The organism is Phyllobacterium sp. TAF24 (assembly GCF_052113785.1).
Lineage (GTDB): Bacteria > Pseudomonadota > Alphaproteobacteria > Rhizobiales > Rhizobiaceae > Phyllobacterium.
Genome location: NZ_JBFRDN010000056.1, coordinates 1 through 16,978, shown reverse-complemented (window position 1 = coordinate 16,978; position 16,978 = coordinate 1). Strand labels below are relative to the sequence as shown.

19 protein-coding genes and 1 pseudogene are annotated in these 16,978 nt (G+C 55.4%); 7 read left to right on the top strand and 13 right to left on the bottom strand.

Annotated features, from left to right (window positions below):
• Positions 1-379: 379 nt before the first annotated feature.
• Positions 380-802 carry a nucleoside-diphosphate kinase gene (ndk, locus tag AB4Y96_RS25770; RefSeq protein WP_091880313.1) on the top strand — a complete coding sequence of 141 codons (423 nt, stop codon included), beginning with the start codon at positions 380-382 and terminating at the stop codon, positions 800-802.
• A 64-nt stretch (positions 803-866) separates the two neighbouring features.
• Here the strand turns inward: ndk and AB4Y96_RS25765 are convergent, their stop codons facing one another.
• The 6 genes from AB4Y96_RS25765 to AB4Y96_RS25740 form a co-directional block, all read right to left on the bottom strand.
• On the bottom strand, positions 867-1,298 hold the full coding sequence (locus AB4Y96_RS25765; RefSeq protein ID WP_441920813.1) for an META domain-containing protein: 432 nt from the start codon (positions 1,296-1,298) through the stop codon (positions 867-869).
• Positions 1,299-1,775 carry a molybdenum cofactor biosynthesis protein MoaE gene (locus AB4Y96_RS25760; protein WP_441920811.1) on the bottom strand — a complete coding sequence of 159 codons (477 nt, stop codon included), beginning with the start codon at positions 1,773-1,775 and terminating at the stop codon, positions 1,299-1,301.
• Between the two features lie 3 nt (positions 1,776-1,778).
• Entirely contained in the window at positions 1,779-2,033 is a 255-nt protein-coding gene (gene moaD / locus AB4Y96_RS25755; protein WP_091880308.1) for a molybdopterin converting factor subunit 1, read from the bottom strand.
• Positions 2,034-2,036: 3 nt separating this feature from the next.
• Positions 2,037-2,621: a CDP-diacylglycerol--glycerol-3-phosphate 3-phosphatidyltransferase gene (gene pgsA / locus AB4Y96_RS25750; protein WP_091880307.1), complete on the bottom strand. Its 585-nt coding sequence runs from the start codon at positions 2,619-2,621 to the stop codon at positions 2,037-2,039.
• 110 nt (positions 2,622-2,731) lie between these two features.
• Positions 2,732-4,711 (bottom strand): excinuclease ABC subunit UvrC, encoded by a 1,980-nt coding sequence (gene uvrC / locus AB4Y96_RS25745; protein ID WP_441920815.1) that lies wholly within the window; start codon positions 4,709-4,711, stop codon positions 2,732-2,734.
• 122 nt (positions 4,712-4,833) lie between these two features.
• A complete protein-coding gene (locus AB4Y96_RS25740) occupies positions 4,834-5,598 on the bottom strand; it encodes an SDR family oxidoreductase (protein ID WP_441920809.1) in 765 nt (254 codons plus the stop codon).
• A gap of 496 nt (positions 5,599-6,094) precedes the next feature.
• Here AB4Y96_RS25740 and AB4Y96_RS25735 point away from each other — a divergent pair, with 496 nt between their 5' ends.
• Positions 6,095-6,736 (top strand): outer membrane protein, encoded by a 642-nt coding sequence (locus AB4Y96_RS25735; RefSeq protein ID WP_091880302.1) that lies wholly within the window; start codon positions 6,095-6,097, stop codon positions 6,734-6,736.
• 62 nt (positions 6,737-6,798) lie between these two features.
• Here AB4Y96_RS25735 and AB4Y96_RS25730 read toward each other — a convergent pair whose 3' ends face one another.
• The 4 genes from AB4Y96_RS25730 to AB4Y96_RS25715 form a co-directional block, all read right to left on the bottom strand.
• Entirely contained in the window at positions 6,799-7,395 is a 597-nt protein-coding gene (locus AB4Y96_RS25730; protein WP_441920807.1) for a glutathione S-transferase N-terminal domain-containing protein, read from the bottom strand.
• Positions 7,396-7,647: 252 nt separating this feature from the next.
• A complete protein-coding gene (locus AB4Y96_RS25725) occupies positions 7,648-8,391 on the bottom strand; it encodes a ribonuclease T2 family protein (protein WP_441920806.1) in 744 nt (247 codons plus the stop codon).
• A 13-nt stretch (positions 8,392-8,404) separates the two neighbouring features.
• Positions 8,405-8,866 carry a hypothetical protein gene (locus tag AB4Y96_RS25720; RefSeq protein ID WP_091880298.1) on the bottom strand — a complete coding sequence of 154 codons (462 nt, stop codon included), beginning with the start codon at positions 8,864-8,866 and terminating at the stop codon, positions 8,405-8,407.
• Between the two features lie 69 nt (positions 8,867-8,935).
• Complete coding sequence (locus AB4Y96_RS25715) at positions 8,936-9,796, bottom strand: 23S rRNA (adenine(2030)-N(6))-methyltransferase RlmJ (RefSeq protein ID WP_441920804.1); 861 nt, start codon at positions 9,794-9,796, stop codon at positions 8,936-8,938.
• An 88-nt stretch (positions 9,797-9,884) separates the two neighbouring features.
• Here AB4Y96_RS25715 and AB4Y96_RS25710 point away from each other — a divergent pair, with 88 nt between their 5' ends.
• Both AB4Y96_RS25710 and AB4Y96_RS25705 read left to right on the top strand, forming a co-directional pair.
• On the top strand, positions 9,885-10,415 hold the full coding sequence (locus AB4Y96_RS25710; RefSeq protein WP_441920802.1) for an NADPH-dependent FMN reductase: 531 nt from the start codon (positions 9,885-9,887) through the stop codon (positions 10,413-10,415).
• Between the two features lie 102 nt (positions 10,416-10,517).
• Entirely contained in the window at positions 10,518-11,360 is an 843-nt protein-coding gene (locus tag AB4Y96_RS25705; RefSeq protein WP_091880294.1) for an EamA family transporter, read from the top strand.
• Between the two features lie 3 nt (positions 11,361-11,363).
• Here AB4Y96_RS25705 and AB4Y96_RS25700 read toward each other — a convergent pair whose 3' ends face one another.
• Entirely contained in the window at positions 11,364-12,011 is a 648-nt protein-coding gene (locus AB4Y96_RS25700; protein WP_441920800.1) for a glutathione S-transferase family protein, read from the bottom strand.
• A gap of 167 nt (positions 12,012-12,178) precedes the next feature.
• On the opposite strand from AB4Y96_RS25700, the gene AB4Y96_RS25695 reads away from it, so the two are divergent.
• From AB4Y96_RS25695 to AB4Y96_RS25685, 3 genes and pseudogenes are all read left to right on the top strand, one after another.
• Positions 12,179-14,290, top strand: a complete 2,112-nt coding sequence (locus AB4Y96_RS25695; protein ID WP_441920799.1) for a molybdopterin oxidoreductase family protein — start codon at positions 12,179-12,181, stop codon at positions 14,288-14,290.
• An 81-nt stretch (positions 14,291-14,371) separates the two neighbouring features.
• Positions 14,372-14,672: pseudogene (locus tag AB4Y96_RS25690) on the top strand (type II toxin-antitoxin system RelE/ParE family toxin).
• Positions 14,669-14,974, top strand: coding sequence for an addiction module antidote protein (locus AB4Y96_RS25685; protein WP_441920797.1), 306 nt, complete (start codon positions 14,669-14,671; stop codon positions 14,972-14,974). The pseudogene AB4Y96_RS25690 and the gene AB4Y96_RS25685 overlap by 4 nt, the downstream one beginning before the upstream one ends.
• Positions 14,975-14,980: 6 nt before the next feature.
• Here the strand turns inward: AB4Y96_RS25685 and purN are convergent, their stop codons facing one another.
• Entirely contained in the window at positions 14,981-15,604 is a 624-nt protein-coding gene (purN, locus tag AB4Y96_RS25680; protein ID WP_441920796.1) for a phosphoribosylglycinamide formyltransferase, read from the bottom strand.
• On the bottom strand, positions 15,601-16,662 hold the full coding sequence (gene purM / locus AB4Y96_RS25675) for a phosphoribosylformylglycinamidine cyclo-ligase (RefSeq protein ID WP_441920795.1): 1,062 nt from the start codon (positions 16,660-16,662) through the stop codon (positions 15,601-15,603). Before purM ends, purN begins: the two co-directional genes overlap by 4 nt.
• Positions 16,663-16,978: the final 316 nt, after the last annotated feature.

Sequence of the window (16,978 nt, the reverse complement as noted above, 5' to 3'; positions counted from 1 at the left end):
TCCTTGCTCACATCAATGCCGACAAAACGATCAAACTGTGTCATGATGAGGTTCCCTGGCTTGTCATACGGGGTCGGTGCCCCTTGCAACTGTTCGGGTGTCATCGAATGACAGGGCCTTGCTCACCATCGGACTGCAATGTCCGCTTGTCGAAACGGCATCCTGTCAATCGGTCCACGTGCCGGGAAAGGGTACGTGGACCTCTTCACATTATACCATCTCTAACAGACAAGCTTGTCGAACCACGGACCACGGACCACGGACCACACACCCCCAATCACAGTATGGCAGCTGTTAAATGGTTGCAGCCCCTTGGCAAAGGAGTTGCCTGCGGCTATAGAGCCGCCATCCAATTCCCCTAACGACAAGGTTTTATTCCATGGCGATTGAACGCACTTTCTCGATGATCAAGCCCGACGCGACCCGTCGCAACCTTACCGGTGCCATCACACAGAAGCTGGAAGAGGCTGGTCTTCGTGTTGTTGCTTCCAAGCGCGTCTGGATGAGCCGCCGCGAAGCTGAAGGCTTCTACGCTGTTCACAAGGATCGTCCTTTCTTCGGCGAACTCGTTGAATTCATGTCCTCCGCACCGACCATCGTGCAGGTTCTGGAAGGTGAAAACGCCATTGCTCGCAACCGCGAAGTCATGGGCGCTACCAACCCTGCCAATGCTGACGAAGGCACGATCCGCAAGACATTCGCTCTGTCGATCGGCGAAAACTCCGTTCACGGTTCCGATGCGCCTGAAACAGCAGCAGAAGAAATCGCTTACTGGTTCTCCGGAACCGAAGTCGTCGGCTGATTGCTTCGACACTAAAAAGAAAGCCGGGATTTGTCCCGGCTTTTTTGTTTTGTGCGGGATGGGATTAGTCCTGCCGCGCCAAACGGGCGATGGTTTTGCCCGCTGTGCCACGCAAGGTCAATTTGCCATCGACCACCAAAAAGGAGCGGGTCTGCTCAAGCACGGCAAAGAATTTGTTCTCCTGATTCATCAGGGCGGGCGGGCAAAGTTTTCGCGTTGCCGCGGCTGGGGTGAATGTCAGTTTAAGCCCCCGGAATGTGGCCTTGCTCATGAAGCGGTTGCAGCCGCCGGAACCGCTGACATTGTTGTCATGGTCTATCATCAACGTCGTCTGGGCAAAGTCGATCACCCCGCCGCCATCAAGGTCTTCAGCCAGCCAGCTCACATCGGTAATAACTGGCACGCGCTGCTCGCTTCGGGCTTTGAACGACAGACCGAACAGCGCGATTACGCCGATAAAGCCGATAATGAGCGACAGGATGGCAAGTCGGCGCATTTACTTGGCCTCGTGCCAGCGCTCGAGCGCCGCCGCATCGGTGGATTTGGCCTCGACCCAGCTGCTCTCGGCACCGCTGACGAGATGCTCCTTCTTCCAGAAGGGCGCGGCGTTCTTCAGGTAATCCATCAGGAAAGAGGCGGCATCGAAAGCCGCCCGACGATGGGCGGAAGCCGCCACAACTAGCACGATGTTTTCACCCGGCCTGATCATGCCATAGCGATGAATGACCGTAAGCCCCGTCAGCGGCCAGCGCCCGAGCGCTTCATCGRCAATTTTGCTGATTTCATTGGCAGCCATGCCGGGATAGTGCTCGATTTCGAGCGCAGTGAGCGTACCCGCTTCGTCGCGGCATAACCCGCTGAAGGTCACGACGGCGCCGATATCATGGCGTCCTGACGTCAGATGGGCAATTTCTGCAGCCGTATCAAAATTTTCGCTCTGGATTTTGACGAGCGGCTTGATTGCGCCGGTCATGGCTCAGCCACCGGTCATGGGCGGAAACAGGGCAATCTCCTGCGCGCCGTTGATGGGCGTCTTGTGATCGACATGCTCCTGATTGATGGCAACGCGGATGACGTCCTGATATTCCAGCGCCTGCTCATATTCTTCGCCGCGGGTTTTGAGATGGCTTAACAAGTCATGCACGGTCACGACAGAGGCGGGGAGTTCGATGTCTTCCTCGCCCTTGCCGATCCGCTCACGCACCCATGCAAAATAAACGAGTTTGGTCATGGCTTAATCTACCACATGTTTCAGACCGGCGCGGAAATAGTCCCAGCCCGTATAAAGTGTGACGAGCGCGGCAACCCAGAGCAGGGCAATGCCGAACTGCGTTGTATAGGGCAGGATCTTGTCACCCGCAGGTCCCGCCAGAAGAATGGCAACGGCAAACATCTGGATTGTCGTCTTCCATTTTGCCAACTGGCTGACGGGTACGCTGACTTTCAGCTCTGCCAGATATTCGCGTAGGCCGGAGACAAGAATTTCGCGGCAAAGAATGATGATCGCAGCCCACAGCGTCCAGCCCGCAATGGTTCCGTCAGCGGCAAGCAGCAGCAGGCAGGCCGAGACCAGCAGCTTGTCAGCGATGGGATCAAGCATGCGGCCGATAGTCGATGTCTGTTTCCAGATACGGGCGAGATAGCCATCAAAGAAATCGGTGATACTGGCAATGGCGAAAATCACCAATGCGCCCCAGCGGGCCGCATCGCTCGATTGCAGACTGCCTTCGAGGAAGAAACAGAGCACGACCAGCGGCACCGCAAGAATGCGCCCGTAGGTCAACAGGTTCGGCAATGAGTAAGCGTTGTTCTTGGGCATATTTCCAACCAATCAAATCAGTGCCGATCAAACGGGCTTGTCCGTCAAACGTCAAGCTCATCGTCGCGGAGTCGGGCGCAATTATGTCCCGTTTTCAATGTGTAAGCGAACTATGAACGAAAATGATCGCGAATAATAATGGCCATTGCTTCCGATATCCCGTCCACCTTCATCAAATCTTCGACAGCAGCCTGTGATATCGCCTTTGCTGTACCAAATTGATGAAGCAGCGCACGTTTTCGTGAAGGGCCGATGCCGGCGATTTCATCCAGCGGATTCTTGATCATTTCCTTCTTGCGCTTGGCCCGGTGTGTGCCGATGGCAAAACGGTGCGCCTCGTCGCGCAGGCGTTGCAGGAAGTAGAGAACAGGATCGCGCGGTGGCAGGGTGAAGGATTGCTTGCCCTCCATGAAAAAGCGTTCGCGTCCGGCATCACGGTCCACACCCTTGGCCACGCCAATGGCCGTTACCTTGTCGGTAAGCCCCATCTGCTGAAGAATACCGCGCACGGCGCTCATCTGACCCTGACCACCGTCGATCAGGATAATATCCGGCCAAGCGGGGAAGGCGTCGGAATCATCATCGAATTCGTCAATCTCGATATCAGCCGTATCGGGCATATCCTTATTCTCGGGCGTGCCGTGTTCTTTGACCAGGCGGCTGAACCGGCGCTCGATCACTTCCTTCATCATGCCGAAATCGTCGCCCGGCGTGATGTCTGTCGAGCGGATGTTGAACTTGCGATACTGGTTTTTCACAAAGCCTTCCGGCCCCGCGACGATCATGCCGCCAATGGCGTTGGTGCCCATGATGTGGGAGTTATCGTAGACCTCGATGCGGCGCGGTGTTTTCTCCAGCCCGAATGTTTCGGCCACGCCCTTGAGCAAACGTGATTGCGACGACGTTTCGGCAAGTTGGCGGCCCAGTGCTTCACGCGCATTGCTCAGCGCATGTTCCACAAGGTCCTTCTTCTCGCCGCGCTGGGGCACGGTGATTGTCACCTTGCGGTCTGACTTGGCTGTCAGTGCCACGCCGAGCAGTTCCTGATCTTCGACCGTTTCCGAAAGCATGATCAGTGAAGGGCAGGGCTTGTCATCATAGAACTGTGCCAGAAACGCCCCCAGAACCTCGGCACTGGAGAGTGACGAGTCTGCCTTGGGATAGTAAGCACGGTTGCCCCAATTCTGGCCGGTCCTGAAAAAGAACACCTGAATGCAGGTCACACCGCCATCCTGAAAAATGGCGAACACATCGGCTTCTTCCACCGATTGCGGATTGATGCCCGAATGCGACTGGACATGGGAAAGGGATGACAGGCGGTCGCGGTAAACAGCAGCCCGTTCAAAATCCAGCGCAGCCGAGGCTTCGCGCATGGCATCTGAGAGATGGGTTTTTACCGCCTGACTCTTGCCTGACAGAAAAGCCTTGGTCTCGCTCACCAGTTCATCATATTCAGCTTCGCTGATTTCATTGGTGCATGGGCCGGAGCAGCGCTTGATCTGATAGAGCAGGCAAGGACGTGTGCGGTTCTCGTAAAAAGAATCGGTGCAGGTTCGCAGCAGAAATGCCCGCTGCAAGGCATTGATTGTGCGCCCGACAGCACCCGCCGAGGCGAAGGGACCAAAATAGTCACCCTTCGAGGATCGGGCACCGCGATGCTTGAAAATACCCGGGGCAAGCCGTCGATCTGTCTGTTTCGGCGCTGTCAGCAGGATATAGGGGAATGATTTGTCATCCCGCATCAGAACATTAAAGCGTGGACGTAAGCGCTTGATGAGATTCGCTTCCAGAAGCAGCGCTTCCGTCTCGGTGCGGGTGACGACGAATTCCATTTTCATGGTTTCGCGGATCATGCGGGCAATGCGGTTATTATGACCCTGACCGCGCGCATAGTTCGAAACGCGCTTCTTCAGGTTGCGGGCCTTGCCCACATAGAGCACGTCGCCAGCCTGACTGAACATGCGATAAACACCGGGTTTGTTCGGCAGCCGTTTGACCAGTTCGCCAATGACGTCGGCACCGCTGGTTCCATCGCTTTCAACGCTGGAATCCCATTCGATCGCATTGATCAGCGCCGCGACATCGCGGATCGGCTCACTGTTCTCAGCAGCAAGCGGGCCTTCATCATCCAGCATCACGCCGATATCCTCCTCGTTCCCCTCAGGGGAAAGCGGTGGTGCCGGATCGATGATTGGATGATTGGGTGCTTTGTTCATTCTGCCATTCCTGTGACATCCGGCGTCTCCCATGCCAGATGCTGCCCGCCATCCAATGCAATCATTTGCCCGGTTACGGAGCGAGTCTGCCAGAGATAGCGGATCGTATTGCCAAATTCTGACAGATCGGGCCCGTGTTTCAACAGCAGGCCGTCAACTTGTTGTTCAAAATCGATTCTCTCCTGACGTTCTCCCTGCATTGTTGGTCCCGGACCAATGGCATTGACGCGGATATGTGGAGCAAGTGCCTGCGCCATGGTCTGGGTTGCCGTCCACAAGGCAGCCTTTGACAGGGTATAGGAGATGAATTTGGGTGTAAGCTTCCACACGCGCTGGTCGATAATATTGACAATGAGGCCGCTTTCCCCGTGCGGAAGCGCCGCCTGCATGGCATCCGCCAGCAGGACGGGCGCTTTCACATGGACTGCAAAGTGCCTGTCCCAGCGTTCATCATCGAAATCGCCAAAACCGTCTTCTTGAAAGATCGAGGCATTGTTGACGAGGATTTCAACAGGACCAAGCGCATCCTCAGCGCTGCCAATCAAACCGCGTACCGATGCACTGTCCGTCAGGTCTGCCTGAACCACGGCTGCGGTTCCACCTGCCGCCTGAACCGTTTCCAGCAGCGCCTGACCTTCTTCAAGTGAATGATTGCAATGAATGGCCACGGCAAAACCATTGGCGGCCAGATTTTCTACAATCGCCTTGCCAACACGTTTTGCCCCACCCGTTACAAGGACAACGGTCTTATCTGTCTGCAAGTGGCTCTCCTGATACTGCGATTCACCCTTGAATATAGGGAGGATATAGCGAAAGCGCGAGGGTTTGGCTGCGGCTGCAATGACAAATGAAATATCAAAGTCATTCGTATCAGTCGCGGCATTTTTCCTCTTTCAAAGCACGTATAACGCTGGGAAGTGAGCGGCGGGTTCAAGAGTAATGAAAAGTTTAAGTAACCATTAAGTATACTATATTGAAAACGCCGATTTTCAGACTTTGCGATAAATTTTACGCAAATATTTCGCAAATTCTATTTTGTTGGGTTATTTTTATCCATTTGAAATCATTCGTAAATTCGACATGTTGCATAATAAACACATCGCATTTCTGCCATTTTCTCGACAGTTTCTTTTCACAGTCCGGAGCAAGTGCCGCCACAATGCGGAGCGAATGTCCATCTCGTTCAGCGGACGCAAGTTTTGGTTTTCCCCACCAAGTGCCCGCTCCGTGTAAAAGAGTTCAAATAAGGAGATTGCTATGCGCACTCTTAAGACAATGATCCTCGCTTCGGCGGCTGTGCTGACGCTCTCCGCCCCAGTTCTGGCTGCTGACATTATTACTGAACAGGCTCCTGCGCCTGAAGCTGCATACCAGGCGCCTCAGGCCGATTGGTCCGGCGCTTATATCGGTGCCTATGGCGGCTATGGCTGGAACAAGAACAAGACCAGCGCCGGCAAACTTGATGCCGATGGCTTCAAGGGCGGTGCTTACGGCGGTTACAACCTCCAGAACGGCCAGTTTGTATACGGTGCTGAAGGTGACATCGGCTATTCCGGTGCCAAGGAAAGCAATTTCGGCTACAGAGCAAAGCAGGGCGTTGAAGGTTCTGTCCGTGCCCGTGCCGGTATCGCTCTTGATCCGGTCCTGCTCTATGGTACAGGCGGTGTTGCGATTATGGACAGCAAGCTCTCCGGTCCTCTGGGCAGCGAAAGCAAGACTCACATCGGCTGGACAGCCGGTGCCGGCGCAGAAGCCAAGATCACCCAGAACATCGTCGGCCGCGTTGAATATCGCTACTCCGATTATGGCAAGAAAGACTACGATCTCGGTGGCATCGATAGTGTCTCGAACAAGATCACCACGAACGAAGTTCGCGTTGGTGTCGGTTACAAGTTCTAATCAGAACTTTTTCCAGAAAAGAGCCGGACAGGAAACTGTCCGGCTTTTTTATTGCGTTGGATTCATTTCGGTAGAAGTGCGGCAAGCTCCGGGTGAAGTTCTTCAAAGCGTTTCTGCCAGCGCTTGAGCTTTGAACGGCCCTTTTCCCATTTGCCTTCAAAGCGCAAAGTCGCATAGGCGAGGGCAGCAGCCAGCGCGATATGACCGCCATTGAGCTTTTTGCTCAGACGCGGCGGCGCTGCGTTCAGATAATCGAGCACACGAATCGCCTTCGCCCACTGCCAGTCGAGCCACGGCTGATGGATTTTCTCTTCCGGATGAAAACGGCGTTCATAGACATGGGTGAGCAGAACATCGCACAAACCATCCGCAATGGATTCCAGCTGCTCCGCCTCAAGCCGCTTTTCCGCATTGCGCGGAAAAATCTTGTTACCGGAAATGCGGTTGAAATACTGGGTGATGACGCGGCTGTCATAAAGCGATCTGCCATCATCAAGAATGAGCGTTGGAATCTTGCCCAGCGGATTGGCACTGATCAAATCGGCGGGCGCGGCATTCGTGTCTACAAGAATACTCTCAACGGGAATGCCTGCATAATACGCGGCCATGCGCACCTTGGTGCTATAGGGCGAGGCGGGGGAATAAAGAACTTTCGTCACAATGACGCTCCAGAGTTGGCGATTCGATGATTGACGGTAAACCTGTGTTGGTTTTTAGCAAAGCGTTCAGAGCGGTGTGGTTCGTTGCATGAACATGGTTCGTGGTTCGACAAGCTCACCATGAGGGAGAGGGGTTGGTTGCAGGAGCCAAGTTCTCCAACGTGGCAGAATATAACTCCCTTTCATCACCCATCTCCCTCATGGTGAGCTTGTCGAACCACGAACCACGATCACGCACATACTCAATGCAATCTACTGTCCCGGCATATCCACGGATCGTTTGCGGCAGGCTGAGCGTTCCACCTCTGGGCAACCCCTGAACTGCAGATCCTTGGTCAGGCAGACACGCACCTCGCGCAGGTAATCTCTATCGCATGTGATCGAAACGGCATCGTTGCTCATACCGGGGTTGGCAGCAATGAACGCCTGTTCCACCACCTGCGGATTAACAGGCGCTCGCTGGGTCGGCTGACTATAGGCGGATGGAATGGAAACCCGTGATACCGCCTGCCGTATGACTGAAAAATAATCCTGCTGGCTCAATCCTGTACAGCTGCCGTGCTTGCGCCACTCATAGGTGACAAGCCCTGCCGATGGCATGATGTCCGAGAGTTGCTTTGCCCGGCTGAACGGCACATCGCGTTCGGATATGTCGCAATCCTGCGGATAACCCTGTTCATATTGCGGCCAAAGCCCGTGTACGACAAAACCGTAGGGGCGGTTGGTCGAACATTGCTGCCGGTTGGCGTTTGACCCTTCCGAAGCGCAATAGCTTGGTGACCAGGAAAGCGCGAGAACATAGAAATCAAAACCATTGCCTATGGGCACAGATGCCGCTGGCGATGATGGTGTTTGCCGCTCGCTTGTCGTGATCGCCTCGGGTGTTTGCTGGTTAACAGCATTTTCCCGGGGCTGTTGTTCGCGCAGATACGTCAACACGGACAGGCCAAGAAGGGCCGCGAACAGGGCGTAGCGGGCCAGCCTGCCGATCTGCATCAGTGATCACGGCTCATTTCAGGCTGCGGCAGCTGCCATTATAGACATTCCAGCGGTCGAAACCGGCAACGCAGAACTCGACATTGTTGCCGATGGACGCAAAGCCCATGCCTTCTTCAACCACATACCAGACCGGACGCTGGTTGCCATCGGAGAGATGTGCGGTGGCCTGGCAATAATAGCGCGAGACAGCCGACATTTCCGGATCACGGCTCGGCTCATAGCGCTGCTGATGGACTTCGCTGAAATCCTGAATGGCTACCTGCTGCAGGCCGGGCACATGATGCACCTGATAGGAGAAGCGGCTGGCGATACGGTTGAGAACGCCTGAGCGGCCGCATGTATCATCATAGGTCTGGCTGGGTGCGCGTTCGAGATAATCGGCTGATAACGCCGGAACGACGGATGAAATTGCCAGAGCAGCGCCCAGAGCGGTGCTAAAAGCTGTGGCGAGAAGGGTGGAAACGCGTGCCATCGGGGTCACTCTCCATAGGGTATATAAGGTATCAATTTGAGACCAATGTCGAACAGCCGGTGCCTGCGGTCAAGCACCAACTTGCTCGCCGCGGACCCAATCGAGGGTGAAACCTGCATTCTGTCCGTCACTGAGGACTTTCGACAACGCAGGTAAAACAGTTCTAAGCTCGTCGTCCAGTGTGAAAGGCGGGTTGACGATGATCATTCCCGTGCCGTCCAGCCGTGGTTCGGGCGAGGGCGCACGAATCATCAGTTCCGCGCGCAGGATTTTCGGAATGCCGGTGTCGTGCAGGGCTGAGACAAAACGCTTCACCTCTATGCGGTCCTTGACCGGGTACCAGAAAGCATAGGTGCCGCCGGCAAAACGCCGATGGGCTTTGATGAGGCCCTCAACCAGACGGTCAAATTCGCCGCCCACTTCAAAAGGCGGATCAACAAGAATGAGGCCGCGCTTTTCCTTCGGCGGCAGATGCGCGCCAAGCGCCAGCCAGCCATCAAGCTCCGTGACGCGTACCTGAACATCGCCCTCGAACAGGGCGGCAAGGGTTTGCGCATCATCAGGATGCAATTCCAGCGCGGAAAGACGGTCCTGCTTGCGCAACAGGTGCCGCACGAGCAGCGGCGATCCGGGGTAATGGCGAATTGTGCCGTCGGCATTCTCGGCGCGGACAATATCGAGATAGGGCTTGATCAGATCGGCGACCGCTGCATCAAGCTTCGTGTCAAGCAGGCGGCCGATGCCGCTTTGCCATTCACCTGTTTTGCCCGCTTCCGTTCCTTTGAGATCGTAACGCCCGATACCCGCATGGGTGTCAATGACACGAAAAGCATGGTCTTTGCGCTGCATATACAGCACAATCCGCGTCAGGATAATGTGTTTGACAACATCGGCGAAATTGCCGGCATGATAGGCGTGGCGGTAGTTCATGGCTCAGCTTCTGTCATGATGTTGGTGCTATCGCAAGCAACTCGGTTATGCTGATGATCCAAAATGATTCCCACTGCAAGGCCTTTCCATGACAAAGCTTCTCGCTATTTCCGGTAGCCTGCGTGCCGTTTCCATGAACACGAGTGTTCTGGAGGCCTGCGTGAAACTGGCACCTGCTGATGTGAGCATCACTCTGTACAAGGGTTTGGCAGGTTTGCCGCCCTTCAATCCCGATCTTGACGGTGATAGTCCGCCTAAAAAGATAGTAGCGCTGCGAAAACAGGTCGGCGCTGCCGATGGCTTGATCATTTCCTGCCCGGAATATGCCCATGGCATTCCCGGTAGTTTCAAGAACATGCTGGACTGGCTGGTTTCATGTGTTGAGTTCCCGGAAAAGCCGGTTCTTCTGATCAATACGTCGCCGCAGTCGGAGCGCATCACGCCGCTACTCATGGAAGTTCTGATGACGATGTCTGCCCGCGTGGTCATCAATGCATCGCTCACCTTACCGCTCAAGGGCAAGAAACTCGATGCCGACGGCATAGCCAAAAGCAAAGAATTCGGCGGCCAATTGCGCGACAGCCTTGCCGGTTTTGTGGACGCAATCAACGCCGTTTAGAACGACTGATGTTAAACATCAGATTATCCAATTTGCCATCTGACCCAGATGTGTCATTGAGCGGATGGAACACGCAAATAGCTGGCGTGTCGGGGTTTGATCATGTCCGGAACTGTTGTTCTCGTCGTCCTGTTTGCTGCATTTCTGCATGCAAGCTGGAATGCTGTTGTCAAATCCGAAGGCGATAAGTTCCTCAACACGGTGGTTGTAGTCACCTCGGCCGGAGTGATCGCTTTGATCTGCCTGCCGTTCCTGCCTGCTCCAGCGCCTGAGAGCTGGCCATTTCTGGCTGGTTCCGCAGTCGTGCAACTGGTTTATCTCGCACTCGTCGCTGCCGCCTATCGCAGTGGCGATATGAGCCAGGCCTATCCGATCATGCGCGGTACGGCGCCACTGTTTGTAGCGATTGCCAGCGGGCCGCTGGTTGGCGAGTTTCTGTCGGCGCAAAAATGGTCCGGCATCGCCCTGATTTGCTGCGGCGTGCTGGTGCTTGCGCTTGAAGCGCGCAGGCGAGCAGGGGCCAATCGCGCCACAACGGTCTTTGCGCTGATTAACGCCTTGGTCATCGCCACCTATACGTTGATTGATGGCATTGGCGTTCGTCATTCAGGCGCACCGGCGGCCTATACGATGTGGGTTTTTACGCTCAACGCCGTTCCGCTGTTCCTTTGGACCATTGTCACCCGCAAGGGCGAGCTTTGGCCGCATTTTATCAAGCGCACCCGGCTGGCAACCGTGGGCGGTGTGGGTACGCTCGGCTCCTATGGACTTGCCCTGTGGGCAATGACCATGGCGCCGGTTGCTGCCGTCGCCGCGCTGCGCGAGACGTCGATCCTCTTCGCCGTGGCCATTTCCGCCTTCGTTCTCAAGGAGAATATCGGTGCGAAACGCCTCATCGCCGTGGCTCTGATTGCCGCTGGCGCCGCCGTGATGCGTCTCGCCTGACAGCTATTCTGGCCGCATGTCGAAATAGGGCGTCGCCTCTTCGATCGCGCGGGCAAAGGAAGGCCTGTGCATCAGCCGCTCCAGATAGCCGGTCAAATTTGGATATCCCTCACCAATCGGCACGTCAAAATTGGCATAGAAAAGTGCTGGTGAGGCGGCGCAATCGGCCATGGTGTAGTCATTGCCAATGGCCCATGTCTTGCCCGCCAGATGCTTTTCCAGAATATCATAGGCGGTCCGCAGTTTTTGCCTGGCATATTCAACGCCGAGGGTGTCATTCTGGCCCTCGGGGCGAAAATTGTCGGTTACAATCTTCTGCATCGGGACCTGCACATGAAGGTCAAAAAAGCGGTCATAAAACCGCGTTTCAAATGCCAATTCCTGATCAGATGGCAGAAGCTTTATCTTTCCCGGGAAATGCTGTTCCAGATATTCGATGATCAGGCTGGATTCCGGAATGGTCTTCCCCTTGGCTTCATCGCGTAGCACCGGAAACTGCCGGACGGGCCAGATTCTGGCAAAGTCGGCGCTTTCCTTTTCGTCCATGAAGTTGACCACGCTTGGCTCAAACGGTGTGTTGTTCTCATAAAGTGCAGTCAGCACCTTCATGCAAAAGGATGACAATGGGTGAAAATACAGTTTGAGTGACATATCGGATCTCCCATCCAGTGTCGAATACTAATACTAAAGTAATTGCTTAACTATCAATTCAACAGCCACCCGTCAAGCGCTGTCGCGACATTTCGCGCGTCCTGACAGGGACAAGAAGGACAATGCAGGCCATTTCAGCGGCGTTCAAACTGCGCTATGCATAAGGCATGAACAAAGCTGTCATCCTTCGCACTGGCCATTCCGCCTGTCCTCACGATTGCCCGTCCACCTGCGCGCTGGATGTCGAAGTGCTCGATTCAGGCCAGATCGGGCGTGTGCGCGGCGCCAAGGAAAACACCTATACGGCGGGTGTCATCTGCGCCAAGGTTGCCCGCTACGCTGAGCGCATTCATCATGCCGACCGGCTGTTGAAGCCGCTTATCCGTGGTGGTTCCAAAGGTGAGGGCATCTGGAAAGAGGCAAGCTGGGATGCGGCGCTTGATCTCGTCGCCGAGCGTTTCCTGAAAGCGGAAGCCGAATACGGCTCGCAAAGCATCTGGCCCTATATTTATGCGGGGACAATGGGATTGGTGCAGCGCGACTCCATGCATCGCCTGCGCCATGCAAAAAAGTATTCCAATCAGTTCGACAGTTTTTGCACGAATATGGCGTGGACCGGCTTTTTCGCTGGCACTGGCAAGCTTGGCGGTGTCGATCCACGCGAAATGGCCAAATCCGATTGCGTGGTTATCTGGGGCACCAATGCAGCGGCGACGCAGGTCAATGTGATGACCCACGCGGTACGCGCCCGCAAGGATCGCGGTGCCAAGATCGTCGCCATCGACATCTATGAAAACGCCACGGTGCGTCAGGCCGATCTCGGGCTGGTTCTGAAGCCGGGCACAGATGGAGCGCTGGCCTGTGCCGTCATGCATGTGCTGTTCCGCGATGGTCTTGCCGACTGGGACTATCTCAATCGTTACACGGATGATCCGAAGGGACTGGAAGCGCATCTTCGCGATCGCACACCCGAATGGGCTGCTGCTCTGACCGGGCTTTCGGTTGCGGAAATCGAAGAGTTCGCCCGCCTTGTCGGCACGACGAAGAAGACGTTCTTCCGCCTTGGCTATGGCTTTACCCGCCAGCGCAACGGCGCAGTCAATATGCATGCAGCACTATCGATTGCGGCAGTAACTGGTGCGTGGCAGCACGAAGGCGGCGGCGCATTTCACTCCAACTCGGGCATTTTCCGCATGGATAAGCGGGAAATCGAGGGGCAGGCATTCAAGGACACCTCTGTTCGCCATATTGACCAGTCGAAAATCGGCCTTGCTTTGACCGGCGATAAGGACACGCTCTATGGCGGCCCGCCCGTCATGGCGATGCTGATCCAGAACACCAATCCGGCCAATGTCGCGCCGCAACAGCGTCTGATCAAGCAGGGTATGGCGCGCGAAGACCTGTTTATGGTCGTGCACGAACAGTTCATGACCGATACGGCAAAGATGGCTGATGTGGTGCTTCCGGCCACCATGTTTATGGAACATGACGATATTTATCGCGGCGGTGGCCAGCAGCACATCGTGCTCGGCCCCAAGCTCATCGACGGCCCGGGCGAAACCCGCCCCAACCTCTATGTCATCAACGAACTGGCCAAACGCCTTGGCGTTGGCGATCTGCCGGGCTTTGATCTCGATGCCAAGACGCTGATCGACAACATGATGGCCGCCAGCAATCTGCCCGGCTACGACGTACTGAAAGAAATGCGCTGGCTGGACGTTCAGCCTGACTACGAGACTGCCCATTACGAAAAGGGTTTCAATTGGCCCGACGGGAAGTTCCGCTTCAAGCCTGATTGGACCGGCAGTCCATCGCCAAACCGTCCGCCACAATCCATGGGCACACAGGGACCATTCGAAACCCTGCCGCAATTTCCTGATTATTGGGAAGCCATCGAGGTCGCGGATGCAAAGCATCCATTCCGGCTGGGTACTTCACCTGCCCACAATTTCCTCAATTCGACATTCGCCGAAACACCGACATCGGTGCTGAAAGAAGGCCGTCCGGAACTGCTGATCCATCCTGATGATGCCGCCACGCTTGGCGTCGAGGAAGGCGCTCGTGTGGAAGTGGGCAATGAACGCGGTGAGGTGGTGGTTCACGCCCGCCTGCATACGGGTCTCAAGCGCGGTGTCGTGATCTCCGAAGGCCTGTTCCGCAACTCCGCGTTCGAGCGCGGCGAGGGGATCAATGTGCTCACCGGCTCCGATGCATCAGCGCCCTATGGCGGTTCTGCATTCCATGACAGCAAGGTTTGGGTGCGCCCCGCAGTGAATTGATTTTATTGATATATTTTATATTTTTCTAAAATTGCAATTTTGAGTATCTATACATTTTGACAACTGTGGTTTACACTTTCTATGAGATTAATTGAGAAGACGGACACTTTTTTAAGCTGGATTGATGGCTTGAGAGATCGCCAGAGCCAGAATTGCGATGCGACTTGATCGCTTGATCGACGGCAATCCCGGTGACATCAAACTTGTCGGCGACGGCGTCAGTGAACTTCGAATTGATTATGGTCCCGGTTACCGCGTCTATTTCATCGAGCGAAACGACGTCTTGATTATCCTGTTGTGTGGGGGAGACAAGAGCACTCAGGATCGCGATATCAGAAAGGCAAAGACAATGGCTGCTGCTTTAAGGAAAGTAAGATCATGATAAAGTYGAGCCCATACGATACTGCCCAGCATCTCGATTCCGAAGAAATGATCGAAGAGTATCTGTTGGCAACGTGCGAAGATGGTACTCCTTCGGAAATAGCCCGCGCTTTAGGTAACATTGCGCGCGCACGCGGTATTGCCGAGCTTGCCAAGAAAACCGGCCTTACCCGTCAAGCGCTATACAAAGCTCTGAGTGGTGAAGGTAATCCCGGATTGGCGACGATTACTAAGGTGGCTGACGCATTGGGGCTCAAGCTGTCTTTGGTGCCTGTGGCGACCAAAAAGCAGGACGCTGCTTGAGTTCTATCAATCACAGAAAATCGTGCGTCCGCCTTGCATCACAGCCTTGCCTGAAGCAACAAGTGCAAGGGCACGGGCATAGGTCTCGTGCTCCACGGACAACACCCGCAATGCGAGGCTATCGGCCGTATCGCCATTGAGCACCGGTATGGCGGTCTGGGCGATGATCGGGCCTTCATCCATGCCTGCCGTTACGAAATGCACCGTACAGCCATGGACGCGAACGCCCGCTTCCAGTGCCTGCTCATGGGTATGCAGACCCTTGAACAACGGCAGCAGCGAAGGATGGATATTGATCATCCGACCTTCCCATGCCTGAACGAATTCCGCTGACATCAGCCGCATGTAACCGGCAAGGCAGACGATTTCCGCTCCTGCCGCGTGCAGCGCTTCGGAAACAGCGGCTTCATGTGCCTGTTTTGTCGGATAGTTGCGATGTGGAATAGCATGCGCGGCGATACCATGAGTCTTTGCCGTGTCCAGCCCGCCTGCATCCGCCTTGTTGGCGATGACAGCGACGATCTCAGCCGGATAGTCCGCTGCCTTGGCCGCTTCAATCAAAGCCGTCATGTTGGAGCCGCGACCCGAAATCAGAACCGCGACCCGCTTCTTTGGGGTTTTGTTGCTCACAGCGCCAGATTGCCCTGATAGACGACGCCAGTGTCAGCGCGGGCAACCATGGTGCCAAGCCGCACCGCGTCTTCGCCCTGAGCCTTCAGCGCTGCCAGTACGGCGTCGGCGTGTTCAGGTGCAACGACGGCGATCATGCCGATGCCGCAGTTGAAGGTGCGCAGCATCTCGTCGCGTTCGACACCGCCGACCTTGGCCAGCCATGAAAACACCGGCGGCACCTTGATGGCCGAGAGGTTGATGCTGGCTGTCAGGTCTTTGGGCAGTACCCGCGGGATATTATCAGGAAAGCCACCGCCGGTAATGTGAGCTAGCGCTTTGATCGCGCCGGTTTCGCGGATTGCCGCCAGCAACTGCTTCACATAGATGCGGGTGGGGGTGAGCAATGCTTGCCCGAGTGTTGTGCCGGGTTTGAACGGCGCATCCGCATCCCAGCCAAGGCCTGATAGTTCAACAATACGGCGAACCAGTGAAAAGCCGTTGGAATGAACGCCTGAAGACGCGAGACCGAGAATGACATCACCCTCTGCAATATCACCCGATGGCAACAACTGGTTGCGTTCGGCTGCACCGACAGCAAAGCCGGCAAGATCATAATCGCCATCCCGGTACATGCCGGGCATCTCTGCGGTTTCGCCGCCGATCAATGCGCATCCGGCCTGCAGGCAGCCTTCGGCAATACCGGTGACGATGGCCGCGCCCTGATCCGGATCAAGCTTGCCGGTGGCAAAATAATCAAGGAAGAACAGCGGTTCGGCACCCTGAACCACCAGATCGTTGACGCACATGGCAACGAGATCGATACCAACAGTGTCATGTACGCCCGCATCAATGGCGATTTTGAGCTTTGTGCCGACGCCATCATTGGCAGCCACGAGGACCGGATCGGTAAAACCCGCCGCTTTCAGATCGAACAGACCGCCAAAGCCACCAATCTCGCCATCAGCGCCGGGACGGCGCGTCGAGCGCACGATCGGCTTGATCTTTTCGACAAGCAGATTGCCAGCATCGATATCGACGCCTGCCTGCGCATAGGTGAGGCCATTTTTGATCGTCATTGTCAGCTCCGGATTATTGCTGGCGAAATGGCACGACTCCGCCGCCGCTGCAAGCTCTGAGTGTCTCATGCCGGATGAAAACACCAGATATCGACAGTTTGGCAGCATGAAAGGGGTTGAGCAATGCCGGGTGCCTGTCCATTTATGATGTAACTGACGATTGGGATGGGGGCATAAGAGCAGGAGTGTATAGATGCTGGTTCGGCAAACTCACCATGAGGGAGAGTGGTGGTTACAACGACAAGTCCCACTCTCCGTCATCCTCGGGCTTGACCCGAGGACCCCCACGGCAAGAAAATCAAACAAGCCTGAATGC

What these genes read in the sequence shown, in the direction of transcription:
- ndk (WP_091880313.1), top strand. Translation starts at nt 380, where the DNA reads ATGGCGATTGAACGCACTTTCTCGATGATCAAGCCCGACGCGACCCGT.
- AB4Y96_RS25765 (WP_441920813.1), bottom strand. Translation starts at nt 1,298, where the DNA reads ATGCGCCGACTTGCCATCCTGTCGCTCATTATCGGCTTTATCGGCGTA.
- moaD (WP_091880308.1), bottom strand. Translation starts at nt 2,033, where the DNA reads ATGACCAAACTCGTTTATTTTGCATGGGTGCGTGAGCGGATCGGCAAG.
- pgsA (WP_091880307.1), bottom strand. Translation starts at nt 2,621, where the DNA reads ATGCCCAAGAACAACGCTTACTCATTGCCGAACCTGTTGACCTACGGG.
- AB4Y96_RS25735 (WP_091880302.1), top strand. Translation starts at nt 6,095, where the DNA reads ATGCGCACTCTTAAGACAATGATCCTCGCTTCGGCGGCTGTGCTGACG.
- AB4Y96_RS25725 (WP_441920806.1), bottom strand. Translation starts at nt 8,391, where the DNA reads ATGCAGATCGGCAGGCTGGCCCGCTACGCCCTGTTCGCGGCCCTTCTT.
- AB4Y96_RS25720 (WP_091880298.1), bottom strand. Translation starts at nt 8,866, where the DNA reads ATGGCACGCGTTTCCACCCTTCTCGCCACAGCTTTTAGCACCGCTCTG.
- AB4Y96_RS25715 (WP_441920804.1), bottom strand. Translation starts at nt 9,796, where the DNA reads ATGAACTACCGCCACGCCTATCATGCCGGCAATTTCGCCGATGTTGTC.
- AB4Y96_RS25710 (WP_441920802.1), top strand. Translation starts at nt 9,885, where the DNA reads ATGACAAAGCTTCTCGCTATTTCCGGTAGCCTGCGTGCCGTTTCCATG.
- AB4Y96_RS25705 (WP_091880294.1), top strand. Translation starts at nt 10,518, where the DNA reads ATGTCCGGAACTGTTGTTCTCGTCGTCCTGTTTGCTGCATTTCTGCAT.
- AB4Y96_RS25700 (WP_441920800.1), bottom strand. Translation starts at nt 12,011, where the DNA reads ATGTCACTCAAACTGTATTTTCACCCATTGTCATCCTTTTGCATGAAG.
- AB4Y96_RS25695 (WP_441920799.1), top strand. Translation starts at nt 12,179, where the DNA reads ATGAACAAAGCTGTCATCCTTCGCACTGGCCATTCCGCCTGTCCTCAC.
- purM (WP_441920795.1), bottom strand. Translation starts at nt 16,662, where the DNA reads ATGACGATCAAAAATGGCCTCACCTATGCGCAGGCAGGCGTCGATATC.